Origin of the sequence: Candidatus Stoquefichus sp. SB1 (genome assembly GCF_001244545.1) — a bacterium.
In the GTDB taxonomy this organism is placed as follows: domain Bacteria; phylum Bacillota_I; class Bacilli_A; order Erysipelotrichales; family Coprobacillaceae; genus Stoquefichus.
The window spans coordinates 501,589-518,835 of the sequence record NZ_LN852694.1 but is presented as its reverse complement, the minus strand read 5'-3'; the positions used below and the strand labels follow the sequence as shown (position 1 = coordinate 518,835).

General features: G+C 31.7%; 16 protein-coding genes. 1 reads left to right on the top strand and 15 read right to left on the bottom strand.

Annotated elements, in window-relative coordinates:
• Positions 1-63: 63 nt before the first annotated feature.
• The 3 genes from BN1865_RS06315 to BN1865_RS06305 are packed head-to-tail and all read right to left on the bottom strand — an operon-like array spanning position 64 to position 1,645.
• Positions 64-381, bottom strand: a complete 318-nt coding sequence (locus tag BN1865_RS06315; RefSeq protein WP_050636403.1) for an AzlD domain-containing protein — start codon at positions 379-381, stop codon at positions 64-66.
• Positions 374-1,078, bottom strand: a complete 705-nt coding sequence (locus BN1865_RS06310) for an AzlC family ABC transporter permease (RefSeq protein WP_050636402.1) — start codon at positions 1,076-1,078, stop codon at positions 374-376. Before BN1865_RS06310 ends, BN1865_RS06315 begins: the two co-directional genes overlap by 8 nt.
• A gap of 45 nt (positions 1,079-1,123) precedes the next feature.
• Positions 1,124-1,645 (bottom strand): hypothetical protein, encoded by a 522-nt coding sequence (locus BN1865_RS06305; protein WP_050636401.1) that lies wholly within the window; start codon positions 1,643-1,645, stop codon positions 1,124-1,126.
• Between the two features lie 381 nt (positions 1,646-2,026).
• Between BN1865_RS06305 and glmS the strand changes: the two genes are divergently transcribed.
• A complete protein-coding gene (gene glmS / locus BN1865_RS06300) occupies positions 2,027-3,829 on the top strand; it encodes a glutamine--fructose-6-phosphate transaminase (isomerizing) (protein WP_050636400.1) in 1,803 nt (600 codons plus the stop codon).
• Positions 3,830-3,941: 112 nt separating this feature from the next.
• On the opposite strand, the gene BN1865_RS06295 is transcribed toward glmS, so the two are convergent.
• The 12 genes from BN1865_RS06295 to BN1865_RS06245 all read right to left on the bottom strand — a co-directional run bounded on the left by BN1865_RS06295 (position 3,942) and on the right by BN1865_RS06245 (position 17,217).
• Positions 3,942-4,364 (bottom strand): phage tail protein, encoded by a 423-nt coding sequence (locus BN1865_RS06295; RefSeq protein WP_050636399.1) that lies wholly within the window; start codon positions 4,362-4,364, stop codon positions 3,942-3,944.
• 15 nt (positions 4,365-4,379) lie between these two features.
• Positions 4,380-6,089: a phage tail sheath family protein gene (locus BN1865_RS06290; protein WP_050636398.1), complete on the bottom strand. Its 1,710-nt coding sequence runs from the start codon at positions 6,087-6,089 to the stop codon at positions 4,380-4,382.
• A gap of 32 nt (positions 6,090-6,121) precedes the next feature.
• Complete coding sequence (locus BN1865_RS06285; RefSeq protein WP_050636397.1) at positions 6,122-6,874, bottom strand: MurR/RpiR family transcriptional regulator; 753 nt, start codon at positions 6,872-6,874, stop codon at positions 6,122-6,124.
• A 159-nt stretch (positions 6,875-7,033) separates the two neighbouring features.
• Positions 7,034-7,861, bottom strand: a complete 828-nt coding sequence (rhaD, locus tag BN1865_RS06280; protein ID WP_050636396.1) for a rhamnulose-1-phosphate aldolase — start codon at positions 7,859-7,861, stop codon at positions 7,034-7,036.
• A 4-nt stretch (positions 7,862-7,865) separates the two neighbouring features.
• Entirely contained in the window at positions 7,866-9,113 is a 1,248-nt protein-coding gene (locus BN1865_RS06275; RefSeq protein ID WP_050636395.1) for an L-rhamnose isomerase, read from the bottom strand.
• A complete protein-coding gene (locus BN1865_RS06270) occupies positions 9,076-10,488 on the bottom strand; it encodes a rhamnulokinase (protein ID WP_050636394.1) in 1,413 nt (470 codons plus the stop codon). Before BN1865_RS06270 ends, BN1865_RS06275 begins: the two co-directional genes overlap by 38 nt.
• 155 nt (positions 10,489-10,643) lie before the next feature.
• On the bottom strand, positions 10,644-10,916 hold the full coding sequence (locus BN1865_RS18340) for a hypothetical protein (RefSeq protein WP_157844094.1): 273 nt from the start codon (positions 10,914-10,916) through the stop codon (positions 10,644-10,646).
• A 62-nt stretch (positions 10,917-10,978) separates the two neighbouring features.
• Complete coding sequence (locus BN1865_RS06265) at positions 10,979-12,322, bottom strand: MATE family efflux transporter (protein ID WP_050636393.1); 1,344 nt, start codon at positions 12,320-12,322, stop codon at positions 10,979-10,981.
• A 168-nt stretch (positions 12,323-12,490) separates the two neighbouring features.
• Entirely contained in the window at positions 12,491-12,742 is a 252-nt protein-coding gene (locus tag BN1865_RS06260) for a hypothetical protein (RefSeq protein WP_050636392.1), read from the bottom strand.
• 69 nt (positions 12,743-12,811) lie between these two features.
• On the bottom strand, positions 12,812-13,810 hold the full coding sequence (locus tag BN1865_RS06255; protein ID WP_050636391.1) for an Rpn family recombination-promoting nuclease/putative transposase: 999 nt from the start codon (positions 13,808-13,810) through the stop codon (positions 12,812-12,814).
• 158 nt (positions 13,811-13,968) lie between these two features.
• A complete protein-coding gene (locus BN1865_RS06250) occupies positions 13,969-14,940 on the bottom strand; it encodes an AraC family transcriptional regulator (protein WP_050636390.1) in 972 nt (323 codons plus the stop codon).
• A gap of 30 nt (positions 14,941-14,970) precedes the next feature.
• Positions 14,971-17,217, bottom strand: coding sequence for a family 78 glycoside hydrolase catalytic domain (locus tag BN1865_RS06245; RefSeq protein ID WP_198527245.1), 2,247 nt, complete (start codon positions 17,215-17,217; stop codon positions 14,971-14,973).
• Between the last annotated feature and the right edge of the window lie 30 nt (positions 17,218-17,247).

Sequence of the window (17,247 nt, the reverse complement as noted above, 5' to 3'; positions counted from 1 at the left end):
ATTAATTAATAATATACAGGCATCACCTCCTTTCAAAATAGGGTATAAAAAAAGGAACCAGATTCATCCGATTCCTAAGGATATTATCCCAATGACTAAACTAGTCAGCATTGCCATAGACGCCACAAAGATAAGTCCTTTATCTAAATATGCATAATAAATTCCTACCAAACATCCTCCTATGGCACTATAAATATTGCCAGTCGCATAGAAGATACTTGGAAATGTTAATGCTGATAACACAGCATAAGGAACATAAAACAATAACGAGCGAATAAAAGTTGATTTGATCTCTTTTCTAAAAAAAGTTAATGGTAACATTCTTGGTATATATGTAAATACTGCCATAATCAAAACACTTATTAATATATATTTATTCATCTCTACATTCCTCCTTCAATGGATAGCGCCACGCTCCATAAACAGCACCAGTCATTGTCGCAAGAATTAATTTCAAACCACTCGACATATCGTCAAAGAAAGACACATAATAGAAGATAATTGAAACAAAAGCACTTATCATAACCACTTCTAAAATAGCTCTTGATTTTCCTGAAGCTGGAATAATAATGGCTAAAAACATTCCATATAACGCAATCCCCATAGCACTCTGCAATACTGGCGGTAATACATTCATTAAAGTTTCCCCCACTAAAGTTCCACTTGTCCATCCAATAATTGGCAGCAAAATAAATCCAAGCATAAAACGAAAAGTCAATGTTTCCTGCTGAATTGAAGCAATCCCAAATGTTTCATCAGTAATACCAAAAGAAATAATCATTCTTTGTAATGTATTCATATTTTGATCAATCTTCTGACTTAATGATAAAGACATTAAAAAATATCTTGCATTAATCATCAATAATGTTGCTGCAATTTCAAGATAAGATGCATTGGCTAAGATTAATGATATTCCAGCAAATTGTCCTGACGAAGTCAAATTTGTCAATGATATCAAAGTTGCTAATCCAAGTGGTAATCCACTTGATGCAACCAGTACCCCAAAAGAAAAAGCAACTGGGAAATATCCCAGAGCTATTGGCATACCTTTTTTACATCCACCTATAAACTCATTCATACTCATTCCCCCACATATATAAACATTATCATACATGAAAGAAGTTTACTTATCAAACAAATTTTTTTCTACAAATTCTAATATTTCTTCTTTTGGTGTTAAAACAGTATAAAATGCTTTTCTTAAATCTAATCGTTGCAAATCAATAGAACGAATATCACTTAGTTGAATGCGGCAATGCGTTATATGTGCGTCAGTTTTTATTTTAATGTCCTTTTCAAACAAAGGATTAGGTGGTGTTGAATCTTCTTTAATTGATGTACAGGGAATCACTAACATCTTATAGCCCATATCTTTTAAAACATAGCACCAGTGTCCATCCATCAGTTCTTTAGGAAAGCCTCTTCCTATATTGAAATAAGCCAGTTGATGAATACGTGGGCGTTTATGTACATGATAATATGTTTGATTACAGTCACCATCTTTCACAAGATGGCAATAAAAATATTCTAGCTGATTGGTTTGATGCAACAATGCATAACTATATTTTTCAACATCATAGATACCAGATTCTTCAAGTTTTTGTAATGATTTATTAATTTCCATTAAATTACTCTGAATACTCATAATAACCCTCCTACTATATATATACGCATATTTTTCTCATTTTTCTTTTTTTTAATCAAACTTTTTTAAAAAAGTTTGATTTATCTTCACACAAGCATTTTTAATAACATATATTAATATATCTTCTATTTTTAAAATATGAAAAAAATAGAAGTCAGTTTCATGTATAATGGTAATCGTTATTGAAGAAGGAAATAAAAAAAAGAAGCGCCAGGACTCTTTATGAGTTGACGAGGACCAGATTTATCGAAAGATTCGGCGGATGATCTGGAGGTATGATGCTACCTAAACGATGAGCAAAAATAATGAGTAATCATTAAACAAATATCATCAGGCATAACTTCATTCAATAATAAATAATTTAAATGGAGGAATGTTTTTATGTGTGGAATTACAGCGTATTGCGGTAATGGTTTTGCTTTACCCTTTTTAATGCAGGGACTCTCTAAACTCGAATATCGTGGATATGATAGTGCAGGAGTGACAACCATTGAAAAAGGTGCTTTACAAACGGTTAAATGTAAAGGGAGATTAAAAAATCTTGAAGATAAACTTCAAGATTACAAATTAGAAGGGCATGTTGGGATTGGTCATACAAGATGGGCAACTCACGGAATCCCTTCAAATCTCAATTCTCATCCTCATAGCAATGATGATGAAACGATTTCTTTAGTACACAATGGAATTATTGAAAATTATCGTGAATTAAAAGATGAGCTTATTGCAAAAGGATATCATTTTCAATCTGAGACTGATAGTGAAGTGGTAGTTCAATTATTAGACTATTATTATGATGGAGATTTATTTGAAGCGACAAAAAAAGTTCTCAAAAAAATTGAAGGGAGTTATGCTTTATGTATTGTTTCTGTTTTTGAGCCCGAAAAAATTATTGTTGCGAAAAAAGATAGTCCTTTAATTATTGGAAAAGCTGATGGGGCTTATGTTGCAGCAAGTGATATTCCAGCTTTACTTGCATATACAAAAGATGTTTATTTTTTAGATGATTTAGAAATGGCTATTTTACAAAAAGACAAAATTCATTTTTATACTCATGATGGAAAAGAAATAAATAAAGAACTTGTCACTATTCCCTATGATTTAGAAGCTGCTCAAAAAGATGGTTATGATACTTTTATGTTAAAAGAAATTTATGAACAGCCACATGTTATTCAGGAAACATTAAGAGGAAGAATTGCTGATCAGAAAATCATTCTTGATGAACTTCAAGGGATTGATTTTCATCAATATAATAGAGTCTATTTTGTAGCTTGTGGTACAGCCTACCATGCATCATTATGTGGCTCACAAGTTTTAGAACGTTCAACAAAAATTCCTGTCATAGCAACTGTTGCTAGTGAATTTAGATACAGTGATCCTTTGATTGATGAACATACACTTGCTATATTTGTCTCACAATCTGGTGAAACGGCAGATACCTTAGCAGCCTTACGTCTTGCTAAAGAACATCATGCCACAACAATTGCTATTGCTAATGTTTTAGGAAGTACAATTTCCAGAGATGCTGATTATGTTTTGTATACTTGTGCTGGACCTGAAATTGCTGTTGCTTCAACCAAAGCCTATACAACACAATTGGTCTTATTAATTTTATTAGCCTATTATGTTGCACAACAGTTAGGGAAAGATGTTGATTTCAAAACAATTCAACAATTAAATCAAATCCCTCAATATGTTGAAAATATTTTAAATGATCATCAGCTCTTTGAACAATATGCTAAAATGTTAGAAACATTACATGATGCTTATTTTATTGGCCGAGGCTTAGATTATGCGAGTGTTTTAGAAGGGGCATTAAAATTAAAAGAAGTTTCTTATGTTCATGCTGATGCTTATGTTGCAGGTGAATTAAAACATGGACCTATTGCTTTAATTGAAGAAGGATCTGTTGTCATTGCGGTTGCAACTCAACCTCATATTGCTGCTAAAACCATTAGTAATATTCAAGAAACAATCGCAAGAGGAGCACGTGTGATTTTAATAACGACTCATGGTGAAGAAGTCAAAAATGTTGAAAACACATACTATTTACCAGATGTAACTCCAACATTGCAAGCTATTTTAGTAGCCATTCCATTACAATTGCTTGCTTATTATACAGCTTGCATTAAAGGATGCGACGTTGATAAGCCTCGTAACTTAGCAAAATCAGTAACTGTCGAATAATAATTTAAGGCACTCCAGTGTATGGAGTGCCTTTATTTGATTATGGAATCTATAAAAAGTTAGCTATCTTAAATATAAAAATTTTTAACAATTTATAAAGAAATAGAGATTATTATCTTATACAAACAATACCTTCATGTGCCAGTTCCATATTTTCAATCGCAATTTCATTACTTGTTGCATTAACATCTGTTAGTGTATATTTAACTGGCCACGCATTAATCACTTCCCACTTTGCAGCCATGCCATGGGAATCATCACAAAGTTGAACTGTGATTGTTTTTCTCTCACATGTATCCTCACCAGCACTTTGTAACCAAGTGAAGAATTCAGTCGCTGTAATAACTCCCCATTTCAAAGTGACATTACCATATTTAACAAGTCCTGGTTGTTTGAGAACAGGGTGTATACCTTCACGATACTCAATAGGATCGATTGCAATATCCAAAGCACTGATTTCAGAGAATCCTGCCATTTCTTTTGAATCAATGAAAATAATATAATTGTATTTTTTGTATGGATATACATATGCCATTTTCTATTTTCTCCTTTAACTTGCATCTTGTATTTTTTGAGTAATTCTAAAGATAATAAATTCTGCTGGTCTGACTGGTGCAACCCCAATAACACAAATCAAACGTCCATTTGAAATATCATCTTGTGTCATTGTTGTTCTTCCAACATTAACAAAGAATGCTTCATCAGCTGATGACCCAGCTAATGCACCATCACGCCACAAAGTTGTTAAGAAAACATGGATTGTTCCAGAAACACGTGACCATAAATTTTCATCGTTAGGTTCAAAAACTGCCCAACTAGTATTGGCTTTAATAGACTCTTCTATATAAATGAATAATCTACGCACATTGACATATTTCCAATTGCTATCACTTGAACATGTTCTTGCACCCCAAACACGGATTCCCATACCTGGTAAAGAGCGAATCAAATTCACTCCTTTAGGGTTTAATTTTCCTTGATCAGCTTCATTATAATTCACAGATAACCCTATTACATTTCTAACAACTTCATTTGCAGGAGCTTTCCATACTCCACGTGTATTATCAACTCTTGCATAAATTCCTGCCATTGCTCCACTTGGTGGTGTATATGAATTTTTCTTTAATAATGGATCAAAAGCAAGTAACCATGGATGATATATAGCAGCATAAGTTGTATTATACTGGTCACGATGCCACAATAATTGATCAATAGTTGTCGCATTAAATGGAGCATCTAAGATTGCAAAACGACTTCCTGTCATTTCACAATGCGTAATTAAAGCACTCTGTATAGCTTCACTTGTAATTCCTGGTACAGCCATTATACTGACATCATTCATTTCAATAAATGCCTGAATTCCTGAACGTTGTGAGGGACCATTATCTTTTCCAATATACATATCCGCATAATCGACTGACGGCATAATGGTTGTACCACCAGTCAAAAGATAAGGTTGCAGTTCAGTTGTATATTTTGTATAGAACACTTCATAATCCACTTTTTTATCAGTTGTTTCTATAAGACTAACTTGAATAAAATCTGATTTTTCTAAAGCATTAACAACAAATGAAGGTGAAGACGGATTCAATGAACAATTTTCATAAACTTCTTCAAAATTTTCATATATCACATGTATATCCATGACAACACTTTGCAAAAAAGCATGAGGATGTGTTTCATCTTTAAAATAATTACCTTCTAAAGATTTATTCAACTCTAAAATATTATCAAAAACATTGATAACTGTATAAAGTTTTTCATTAAATTCAATCACATCACCAGGATAAAAACCATAAGATGACTTTACTACATACTGATTCTTTTTTTCTTCATCCTCGTTAGCCTTTCGAGTTACAAAAGTTTTTGCCTGATAAGTTTTACGAATTTGAACTTTAATCGCATTGCCCCAATTTCCTGAACTTGTTGCTGTGAATCTCAATACATTTTCAATATCAACCGTTGCACTCATTTGATTGTCTGAAGCAACTCTCATTATATAGCAGCGACTTCCGCCATTTGCAAAAAATTGTTCAACTGCATAACTTAAGAAACGATGTTCCCCATATTCTTCACCTAGATAACCACCAAACTTTTTATGAAAATCTGTAACATTAGTGACTAATCTTGGTTTTCCTCTTGTTGGTCCACGAACAGCCATGCCTATAAAACCAGCAGCACTAGTTCCTACACCTTCCATTGCTTTGACTCCTGAATCAAACTCTTCAACATAAACTCCTGGTGCCAGATATTCTGCCATCACATTCACTCCTTTTACATACATCAATCCAATTATTGATAATATTTTTGATAATAACGTACTCTGATTAAATCTAAAACCATTAAGACCTGATAAGCAAATTCAATTCCATTAAACTTTCCAAGAACATGAACAACATAATCAGCACATACATCCTCAAAATGAATATATTTAATATTTTGTGTCATTAAAACGACATATGCTTCACAAAGATTTTGACTCACCATTCTTTTTGCATTATATTCCATTGTTCTTCCTGTTGATGTCATAAAAAAGACGATATCATCTTCTTTAAATTGGAATGTTTTATCAAAATGATGATATTCAACGACCTCTTTTCCAAGAGTAATCATATCTGTTTGAAAATCAACTGCTAAACTACTTGGAAACAATGCTCCTACAATGACAATTCTTCCTTCGTGGAAAATCAATTCACATAAATCATCAATTAATTTTAAAAACTCTTCCTTTGTTGATTGAACATTCAAATGATCTAAAAATTGATTTGCATTAGCACCTATCATTCTTGCATGAATTTGTTCCATTCTTAATTGATGGTCAATTAATAACTTTTGTTTAAACTCATCAAAACTATGAAATCCTAAATGATGAAAAAAATCAGCGACCTCATCTTCAGTAAAGCCACCTTCACTTAAAAAACGTGACAATGGATACTGGCAAATATGTGTATAATGTTTCACAACAAAATTACCAATCCGATACATATGATCATCATTTAAACAACCATTAAGATATTTAAGTATTCTTGAAATAATTATTTCCATAATGTTTACCCTTCCTTTGTTATTATTATAAACCATTTCTCATCTTTTGCATAAAACTTTCAATCTCTTTATCTTCTTTAATTTATATAAAAACAAAAAAAGTATGATATTGCATACTTTTTCATTGAATTTTAAGGGAGGTTAAAATTCTACAAATATTTATTTTTCATATAAAAATTTTTCTGGTAAAGATACATGAAATTCTTTTGCTAAATGGCAAAATTGAGCAGGTGTAATTGTTTGTAATTTATGAGGTGTCATTGATAACATTTTCACCAATATCTCTGCTGACTTTTCTACAGTATGAGCAAGACCAAATGTTGCATCAAAATCTATACCCGAACAAAATATACCATGATGAGCCCAAATGGCAACATCATAATTGTGCATTTTCTCACTTGTTGCGACTGCAATATCTTTTCCACCTGGGACCATCCATGGAACAACACCTACACCTGATGGAAATACGACTGGACATTCCGTTGCCATTTCCCATAACTCTCTTGTAAAGATTTCATCTTTAAGTGGCAAAACAAATGTTAAAGCAATGACATTTGTTGTATGACAATGATAAATCACTCGATGTAAATTGTTCGTTGTCATTTTCTTAACAGCATGATTCATCAAATGTGTTGGGAGTTCGCTAGTTGGAACTGCTCCATTGATAAGCCCCCAGACGACACGATATTGTGTCCCTGTTGCATCAATTTCAACAATCCCTATATTCGCTTCAGGATTCAATTCCACATTTCTAAAATATTTTCCGGAACCTGTGACTAAAAAATATTCATTTGCAAGATTCAAAACTTCTGTTCCTATATCTGTCCAGGCACGTTGATATGAAAATGCTGATTGTATACTTTGGACCTCTTGCTCTTTCATACGATAAGATAAATTTCCACCATTACGTTCATGCCAGCCTTGCATAAAACCATCACTACACATTCTCATAAAGCCTTTTATAAATTCTTGTTCTAATATATTCATTTGATTATCCTCGCTTTGTTAAGACTTCTATTTCATATTTTTTAACTTCATCATACCAGCTTTCTCTGACTGGAACTTGATTGATTTCACAATAATAATCCCAAATATCATTGAATGGATATGTTTTCAATTCTTCATTGATAACTATGATTTGTGTAAAATCACCTTGATCTTGAGCGTTCTTTAACATCTCATGAGGTTGAAGCAAAGCATATAGCATCGCTTTTTGTATATTTCTCATACCGACACACCAAGCTGCAATACGATTAATACTTGCATCAAAGAAATCTAAACCTACTAAAACTCTCTCCATCGCATCATTTCTGACAATTTCCTTTGCAATTTCTTTTGTTTCATCATCAAATAAGACAACATGGTCACTATCCCAGCGTACTGGTCTTGTCACATGCAATGCAACTTTATCATAAAACAAGAGCATTGCTGATAATTTATCTGAAACAACTTCCGTTGGATGGTAATGACCATTATCCATTAATGGTAAAATATTTCTTGTCTTAGCATAATTCATTGTAAATTCACTTGACCCTACTGTATATGATTCCATTCCAATCCCAAAGACTTTTGATTCTAAACAGACAAGAACTTTTTCTTTATCATAATGAATAGAAAGAATTTGATCTAATGATTCCATAAATCTTTTTCTTGGTAACAATCGATCGCCTGGGATATCTTTTAAACCATCAGGAATCCATATATTCATTAAGCATGGTGTTCCTAACTCATCAGCAAAATATTCACCAATACGAAGACATGCCTGACAATGTTGAATCCAAAAATCTCTGATGTCTTTATTAGGTGAAGAAAGTGTTAACCCTTCAGCCAAAGGATGAGAAAAAAGTGTTGGATTAAAATCCAATCCCAAATGCCTTGCTTTTGCAAATTCAACCCACTTGCTAAAATGACGTGGTTCAATCGCATTTCTATCTACCTTTTCACCGTCTTCAAAAATCGCATATGAAGCATGTAAGTTGATTCTCTTTGTTCCTGGAACTAATTTTAACACTTCATCAATATCATTCATTAACTCCTGATAATTTCTTGCTTTTCCTGGATAATTTCCAGTTGTCTGAATACCTCCTGATAAAGCTCCTGCCCCATCGAATCCGACAACATCGTCACCTTGCCAACAATGCATAGAAATAGGAAACGTTTGTAACTTCTTCAGTGCTTCTTCAACATCGACTCCTAATTTTTTATAAATTGTTTTTGCTTCTTGATATCTTTGATTCATATAATTCTCCTTTATATTCTTTCATTTCAAATGATTCTTTAATCAGCTCTCGACCTGCTCTTAAATCTTTAACAACTTTTTGTTGAATCAACTGAGCCAAAATATTTCCCAATGCCGTTGCTTCAATAGGTCCAACAATGACCTTCTTTCTCGTCACTTTCGCAATCATTTCATTCAATAATTGATTTTGACACCCTCCACCAATAATATTAATAGTTGAATAAGTTTGATGAGTTATACTTTCTAATTCCTCAATTGCTTTTTTATAACAATGAGCCAATGAATGATAAACACAATATGCGATTTCTCCTGCTGTTTGTGGTGGTGTTTCATTTCTTTCCTCAAAATATTGCTTAATTTCTAAAATCATACTCGCTGGTTTTAAAAATCTTTCATCATTGACATCAAAAATCCCCTCAAATTGTTCTTGTCTTGCTAGCTCTACTAACTCTGCAAAACTATACTTACGCCCAAAATTTCTTGAAACTTCCTGAATAATCCATAAACCCATAATATTTTTCAAAAAGCGATAGCGATGGTGATAGCCTCCTTCATTTGTAAAGTTTGCTTTCATTGATTCTAATGTCACAATTGGTTTTGTTGTTTCTATTCCTAGTAATGACCATGTTCCCGAACTTAAAATAACGCTATTTTCTTCAATTGCAGCCATATAAGCACTGCCAGTATCATGGGTTGCAGGAACAATCACTTCTATATCAGTTCCAATGATTTTTTGCATATCAAGGGAAAGTGAACCAAGTGAAGTTCCAGGCATAACCATTGTTTGAAAAATCTTCTCATCAGTTTGACAAAAGTCCAATAGTTCCTTTGATAGTGTATCGGTTTGAATATCCAAAAGCTGAGTTGTTGACATATTGGTATACTCATTCACCTTTTTGCCTGTCAACAAATAATTCAAATAATCAGGTACCATTAAAAAATCAACTGCTCTTGTCTTTCTCACCGTATCATCACTTGCCAATTGATAAATCGTATTGAATTTTTGATACTGAATCCCTGTTTTCATATACAACTTCTGAAATTGATCCGGTTGAATGAAATCATCAACTCGTTGATCTCTATAAGCATAAACTTCATCAATACGTTGTCCATTGTTATCTAGTAATACATAATCTACTGCCCATGTATCAATTCCTAATGTCACAGGTATCTTATCTTGTTTCACACATTCTTTAATACCTGCTACAACTTCTTTCAATAAATAATCTATATTCCAATAGTAATGATTATTTTTCAGTTCAACATAATTTTGAAATCGATAGATTTCTTCTAAACATATTTGATTATTTTGGATTGAACATAAAATATGTCTACCACTAGATGCACCAATATCAATTGCTAAATAATATTTCATCTTGCCACCTCTTTTCTACAATTCAATCATACAAAAAAACAACCCAAGTTTTAATGTCCTGAGTTGTTTTCTCTATTGTCCTATTTTGCACTCAATTTAATCTTCACCTTTTTTACCATCATCAGTTCACTGATTTCTAAATCTATTCCTATGCTTTAGATGTATTCCAATATTTCTACTAGAACACATAAAATACATATAGAAAAAGAGTATCTTGCATCTCTACACTCAATCACATTAACTCTTTGAAAATGACCTTCTATAGACTGATAGAACTTAATTTCAACACAACCAACCATAGAAAGTCTTATGCAGTTACGATCTGTACGAATACATTCATTATTGTTCTTGGTTGTATATCTGCTATAATATTCTTTCTTCTTGAACATAGAAAGTCCTTTTGTAAAATCAATAAAGAGTTTCATCATACTGATTATTGATTCTTTAAAGAATACAAACAAAGACACCAACTACAATAAAATATTTTTATCTATACATCTATTGTTTCATGACCATTTGGTAATTGACGAGTATAACGAATCATTAGCATAATCGCATAAATAGCAACAATGAATTCTGTTATTGGCATTGTTAACCAGAGATAATTTGCTTGAATAAGTGGTAACATATAAATCAGTATGCCACTGATAATCATCCCTCTTGATACAGAAACAATGAATGAAGATTTTGGTTTTAATAAAGCTTGAAAATAATAAGTAGAAAAGATATTGAATGGCAACAAGAGAAAAGATAAGGCATAGCATCTAATAATAGTTGGTGCTATCTTTAAAATTTCTTTTGTTGGATGCATAAAAATATAAATATATATATTCGGTACTAACAATGATAATAATGTCCAAAAGAGACTAAAAAACATAACTGAATAAAGTGCATATTTTAATGTTTCTTTAATACGATGACCTAATTTGGCTCCATAGTTAACAGATATAATCGGTTGTGATGCTTGTCCAACACTATAAGCACAACACTGCACAAAAGTACTCACATTGACAATAATTCCATAGACTGATAGTGCATTTGTTCCTAAATATTTCATTATCTGACGATTAAATAAAATCGTTAAAATTCCCATTGCAATATCAATAAAGAATGTTGAAAAGCCTGTAATTACAACTCTATTGAACTGATAAAATATCTTGGTTGGTTTCATCAAAGACAATGAATTTCGAGTTGATAAAAAATGTGTTAACATGACAAGACAAGAAATCACTGAACCCATTGCAGTGGCTAAACCACCACCATAAATACCCATATCAAACACAAATATAAAAATGTAATCACCAATCATATTAAATATTCCACCAGATAGAACACCAATTGTTGCTAATGTTGGATTTTTATCATTTCGTAAAAAGGCAGCTAACATCTGAACAAATAAAAAACTTGGAATGACAAACTTAATCGGAATAAGATAAGTTTCTGCTAGCGATAAAAGTTGACCTTGGGCTCCAAAAAACATCAATAACTCTCTATCAAAAAAGACAATTACAATCCACATGATAGCAGCCAGAAAAAGAGAACCCATAACTGCAACAGTAAAATATTCATTTTCATTCTCTAATTTTTTATCTGCTTTTCCTTTAAGTGTACTTAAAATAACAGAACCGCCAATCCCCATAAGAAGCCCTAAGCTATATATAATATTCCATATTGGTGCAACAACAGCTAAAGCAGCAGTTCCCTCTGGTCCTTGATATTGTCCCACCATAGCCATATCTACAATAGAATAAACAGAAGTCATTAAAGCACTTCCAAAGGCTGCAGTCAAATACTTAAAATAAAGTGAACGAATCTTGCCACTTGTAAAATTCATATTCTCTTCCTCCTTCACAAAAAAAGCCGAACAAGAAACAGATATTCCAATCTGTCGCCTTGTCCAGCTTATCATTTCTTATTGAATGACTTGCCCTCCGAGCAAAAATTATTATATCAAAATCATCTTTAATGTCAATATAGAATCACTAATAACATATTTATTTTTTTATAAGCTCACAAGTACGTTTACGAGCTCTTTTTCATTTTGTATTTCAAAAATATGTTTTAATAATTCTTTTAACTGTTGCTCATTAATGCTTTGTAATTTAAATATTGTCTCTTGTGATAAATACTTCAATTTATATTGAAGTATTTCAATGAATAACTCTACTTGACCTTCAATACGTCCTTCCATACGTCCCTCTATTTTTCCTTGACGAATATTGTCTTCTTTAAACTTTCTGATTGATTCACACATACTGATTTCTCCTAGTAATTGAATTTCAATATTTTTTAATCATTTCTCATCACAAAAATCTCTATTTGGTTAACTTACAAGTATTTGTGTAACTTCTTTCTCATCTTGAATCTCAAAAATATGTTTTGATAACTCTTTTAGCTGTTGTTCACTACTGTTTTGCAATTTGAATATTGTTTCTTGTGATAAATACTTCAATTTATATTGAAGTATTTCAATGAGCAACTCTACTTGACCTTCGATGCGTCCTTCTATATGGCCTTCGATGCGTCCTTCCATACGTCCCTCTATTTTTCCTTGACGAATGTTGTCTTCCTTAAACTTTCTGATTGACTCACACATATTGATTTCCTCCTGTGATTGAATTTGTATCATTTCAAATAATTCCTCATCATCCGAAAATAATGCTAATAAACTGGCAACAATTTTACTGACAATCATTCCCTTTAACATTTCTATATTTCCGTTAAACCGATAAATAATCTGTAATCCTCGTATCAAATTGAGATTATCATAATGATGAAACATGTGATAATCTAAATCTGTTACACAAACAATAGGAACCATAGGATAATTCATAAATGACTCCAGTGATGATGGTGGCTGTAAGGCTAACTCATTAAATGTCCTGGCTCCTTTCCATGGCTTTGATCCAAAATAAAGCACTAAAGTCATAATATGTAATAATTTTTTTCTTGACTTAGATTGAGACTGTTGATAATAATATTGATTTAAACAAGTATAACTGTCATACTCTCTAATACGATATAACATTCTTCGATCTACATGACTCTGATTTTCAATAGCGATTAAACCCATTTTTCCATCAATATTGACTTTTTTAATAATATCACGATTTCGATTAATACCTATGACACCTATCTGATGGGTTTCAACATATGTTGATGTATCACTGTCATAATCCTCAAGCATCGTAGGTTCCAATATTTCTTGCCCATTAAAAAGAATAACATTAATAAAATCTGCAAATCTATAAGGATCATGAAAGTAAACTTTTAATAAAGCATCCTGACGTTTCATTTTCTTCTTTTTTTTCGTTCTATGCATCGATATACCTCCTTTTTATAGTTGAGATAAAGCGATGATTTTCAGATATATTTTAGCATAAACGTTTATATATTTGCAATAAGCACATTATTTAATTATTCCTCCTACTATATATATACGCAAAAAATTTTCATTTTTCTTTTATAAAAGAAAAAAATCTAAATTTCTCTAGATTTTTCTCTATACATTAAAGGAGTCATTTTATATTTCTTTTTAAACAATCTATAAAAATAAGATATATTTTCATACCCAACTTCTTGAATTACTTCTTCCATAGATAATTGCGTAGTCTTTAATAACTTTTCTGCTACTTTTAATTTCTCTTGCTGTAAAAGTTTGGTAAATGTTTGACCTGTTTGATTTTTTATGACTTTACAGATTTTATAATTAGGTTGATGAATCTTTTGCGATAAATCATAAAGACTTCCTGTTTGATAATTTGTCACTATATATTTCAAGATTGTGCTGCTTAATATTTTTTCATAACTATCACCAGTATAACTTTCTATCTTCTCAGGATGATTCATCAATTCAGTTAAAAGGAGTCCAACCAAAAGTTTAAGTTCAATGTCATTATAAAGTTGAGGTTCATAAAGATTCATAATAATTGATTCAATAGCATCTTTAACTTTTTGATGATCTTGAACCTTAAAAACAAGGTATTCTCCGTCATTATCATACGAATATAAAGCATCAAAAATAAACCTTGAAACAACATTTTCATTTTCAATCATTGTTGATAAAAAGGATAAAAATTCTGGTCTGATAATAAAGTTAAAAATGATATCATTTTCATCACAATAATCTATTGCATGTTCAATATTTTGATTTAATAAAAGAAGTTCCCCAGTTCTTATTGTTATGTCTTGTTGATTGATATGGTGTGTCATCTGGCCACTATAAACATACATCAATTCAATATAATTATGACGATGAGTTGGATATTGACAAAATCTAGCATGCTTCCTCACAGAAAACATTTGATCTTTTTTTAAAAGCTGATGATAATCAATAACATGAGAAGTCTCATCAGAAAAGATACTTTTATCAATATTATCTATACCCTGCAAAGAATCCATTTCTTCCTGGGTAAAACATACCAATTGTTCAAGGATATGAATAGGTATCATCTTGCTCCTCCATTAAAATAAAATTAAAAATTATTCCTGTATATAAATCATCACTTGATTATCATTACCAACTTTTTGATAATCCTGATGAAGTATAATTTCATATTGGATATGCTCAGGCACATTTATTGTCCAAATGATTTCATGATTTTTTCTTTGCCATGATGACTGGATCATTCCCTGTTTGGTTTGAATCGAACATTCAACATGCTGAACCTTTTTTGAAAAATAAGGTGAAAGTCTGATTTTATGAAAACCGACTGCTTCTTCATCAATTTGAATTCCTGCCAACCCTTGGTAATACCACTGTTGATAACTTGCAAACATCGCATGATTTAATGACAGCTGTTCTCCAACAAATAATTCTGCCAAAGCTTTATTTCCTGTTTTTAACATTGCTAAAAAACCAACATCACTCTCTTGTAACAGCCAATTTTCGATAACTTCATTATAACCATAGCGATTCAAAACTTCATATGTCAAAGCCATTCCAAAAATCCCTGAATTAAAAATTCCTCGATCACTCTCTATTTTTTGAACAAACTTCTGACATAAAAGTTCAGGTGATGCGAGTTTTAACGCAATTGCAAAAGCAAATCCTGTCTGGCTTCCTTCCCCAAATGTACCATCTTCATTTTGAAACTGATGAATAATCTTAGATTCAATCTCATCATATCTTTTTTGATATTGAGATATATCTTGATGAAGAATACGACCAATGATGATGTTATATTTCAAGAAAAGTAAAACTGTACAATAGCCTAAAAATAATTTATCTGGTGTTGGTTTTCTAAATTGACCAGCAATTAACAGACTTCCATGATCTCCCAAACAACAATGAACTAACTTCTCTAAATCATAGTTCAAAAGATATTTCATTTGTTTTTGTAAATAAGGATATTCCTCTTCAAGGACCCTTCGATCACCATAGTACTGGTAGTGTTTATAGGTTAAATAAGGATAAACCAATTGCCATAAAATAGGTCCTTCTCCTTCACCAGTCCCATTTGATTGGATTCCCATATAAGGTGCAGTTTCTGGAATACCGCCATTTTCTGTTTGTTCAAAGCGAAAATCTTTAATAATTTTTTTATAGAATTCTTCTAAATCAAAGATATAGAGATGAGAAGTTGCTAAAGCGACCATATCACCACCATATCCCAGTCTTTCACGGGCACAATCTTCAAAGGTACTATGAACATTATTTAATTTTGTACGCATGGCTGCTTCATACAATTCATTGAAAATAGGATTGTCTGTCTTTATCTTTCCAATTTGCTGTAAATCGGTATGAACATAAGTTGCTGACAAACTGAGAATATCCTCTTTTTTCAACCCTTGGATAAGGACATATCGAAAAGAATGATATGTGAATGTATTGGTATACACATTTTCGCCTTGACAAGCAATGATTTCATCTTTTTGAATTCCCATAGTTGGCGCTCCTGCTCCACCAGGAATGACCATATCTTGAATACGTTCACCAACACTTCCAGCCAAACATGTATGATAATCCATCTGGCCATCTTGAAAATTCTCACTGTATTGCAACACAACATGTTGATGAGCTTCAGCTTGAAATGTGAGATTGATAAAGCCAGAAATCATTTCACCAAAATCAACAATTAAGCCCTTATCACTCAAAATGTAATGTTGGAAAGTTACAGTTTGCATTCTTTTGATGGGCGGAATTGTATTTCGCTCCATATGTCTTTTTGTTTCATCAATACAAACATTCTCAATTTGAGAAGTATATGGACGAAAATCAACTTTTTCACCTAGATATAAATTATTAAATAAAAATTGTCCTTCTTTCATAAACCACGAAGCATCACTAGAAAGAATCACGCGATCATTTTGAATCAAATCACATAGCACTCTAGGTTCCCCTATTTCTTTAAGTTTTTCTCTTAAATTGTATTTTCCAAACAATCTTAAAGGTGCTGGATTATACATCCCATTCCCTAGTTCTATTTGAATCTCATTTTGACCAACTTTTAAATAAGAAGTGACATCATAGACATCATAATAAACACATTTTTGAAACTGTGTCCAAACAAGGTTCAATTCATCTTCTGTTATTCTTTGTCCATTGATATAGACAATTGAATATCCAAGTGTTGCAATATATAAATAAGTTGTTTCTAAATGCTCAATAGAAAATTGTTTAAAAACAATAGTATTTCTATGATCTTGATAATATAATGCATCATTTTCTCCATAATCTTGATCATGCCCCTTTATCCAGTGACCAAGAAATTGATAATTATCTTTCATAATTTCATCTCTTTCATAAGAAAAATACGA

Bases quoted from the DNA above. Each gene is read 5' to 3' on its own strand.
- BN1865_RS06315 (WP_050636403.1), bottom strand. From the start codon at position 381: ATGAATAAATATATATTAATAAGTGTTTTGATTATGGCAGTATTTACA.
- BN1865_RS06310 (WP_050636402.1), bottom strand. From the start codon at position 1,078: ATGAATGAGTTTATAGGTGGATGTAAAAAAGGTATGCCAATAGCTCTG.
- BN1865_RS06305 (WP_050636401.1), bottom strand. From the start codon at position 1,645: ATGAGTATTCAGAGTAATTTAATGGAAATTAATAAATCATTACAAAAA.
- glmS (WP_050636400.1), top strand. From the start codon at position 2,027: ATGTGTGGAATTACAGCGTATTGCGGTAATGGTTTTGCTTTACCCTTT.
- BN1865_RS06295 (WP_050636399.1), bottom strand. From the start codon at position 4,364: ATGGCATATGTATATCCATACAAAAAATACAATTATATTATTTTCATT.
- BN1865_RS06290 (WP_050636398.1), bottom strand. From the start codon at position 6,089: ATGGCAGAATATCTGGCACCAGGAGTTTATGTTGAAGAGTTTGATTCA.
- BN1865_RS06285 (WP_050636397.1), bottom strand. From the start codon at position 6,874: ATGGAAATAATTATTTCAAGAATACTTAAATATCTTAATGGTTGTTTA.
- rhaD (WP_050636396.1), bottom strand. From the start codon at position 7,861: ATGAATATATTAGAACAAGAATTTATAAAAGGCTTTATGAGAATGTGT.
- BN1865_RS06275 (WP_050636395.1), bottom strand. From the start codon at position 9,113: ATGAATCAAAGATATCAAGAAGCAAAAACAATTTATAAAAAATTAGGA.
- BN1865_RS06270 (WP_050636394.1), bottom strand. From the start codon at position 10,488: ATGAAATATTATTTAGCAATTGATATTGGTGCATCTAGTGGTAGACAT.
- BN1865_RS18340 (WP_157844094.1), bottom strand. From the start codon at position 10,916: ATGATGAAACTCTTTATTGATTTTACAAAAGGACTTTCTATGTTCAAG.
- BN1865_RS06265 (WP_050636393.1), bottom strand. From the start codon at position 12,322: ATGAATTTTACAAGTGGCAAGATTCGTTCACTTTATTTTAAGTATTTG.
- BN1865_RS06260 (WP_050636392.1), bottom strand. From the start codon at position 12,742: ATGTGTGAATCAATCAGAAAGTTTAAAGAAGACAATATTCGTCAAGGA.
- BN1865_RS06255 (WP_050636391.1), bottom strand. From the start codon at position 13,810: ATGCATAGAACGAAAAAAAAGAAGAAAATGAAACGTCAGGATGCTTTA.
- BN1865_RS06250 (WP_050636390.1), bottom strand. From the start codon at position 14,940: ATGATACCTATTCATATCCTTGAACAATTGGTATGTTTTACCCAGGAA.
- BN1865_RS06245 (WP_198527245.1), bottom strand. From the start codon at position 17,217: ATGAAAGATAATTATCAATTTCTTGGTCACTGGATAAAGGGGCATGAT.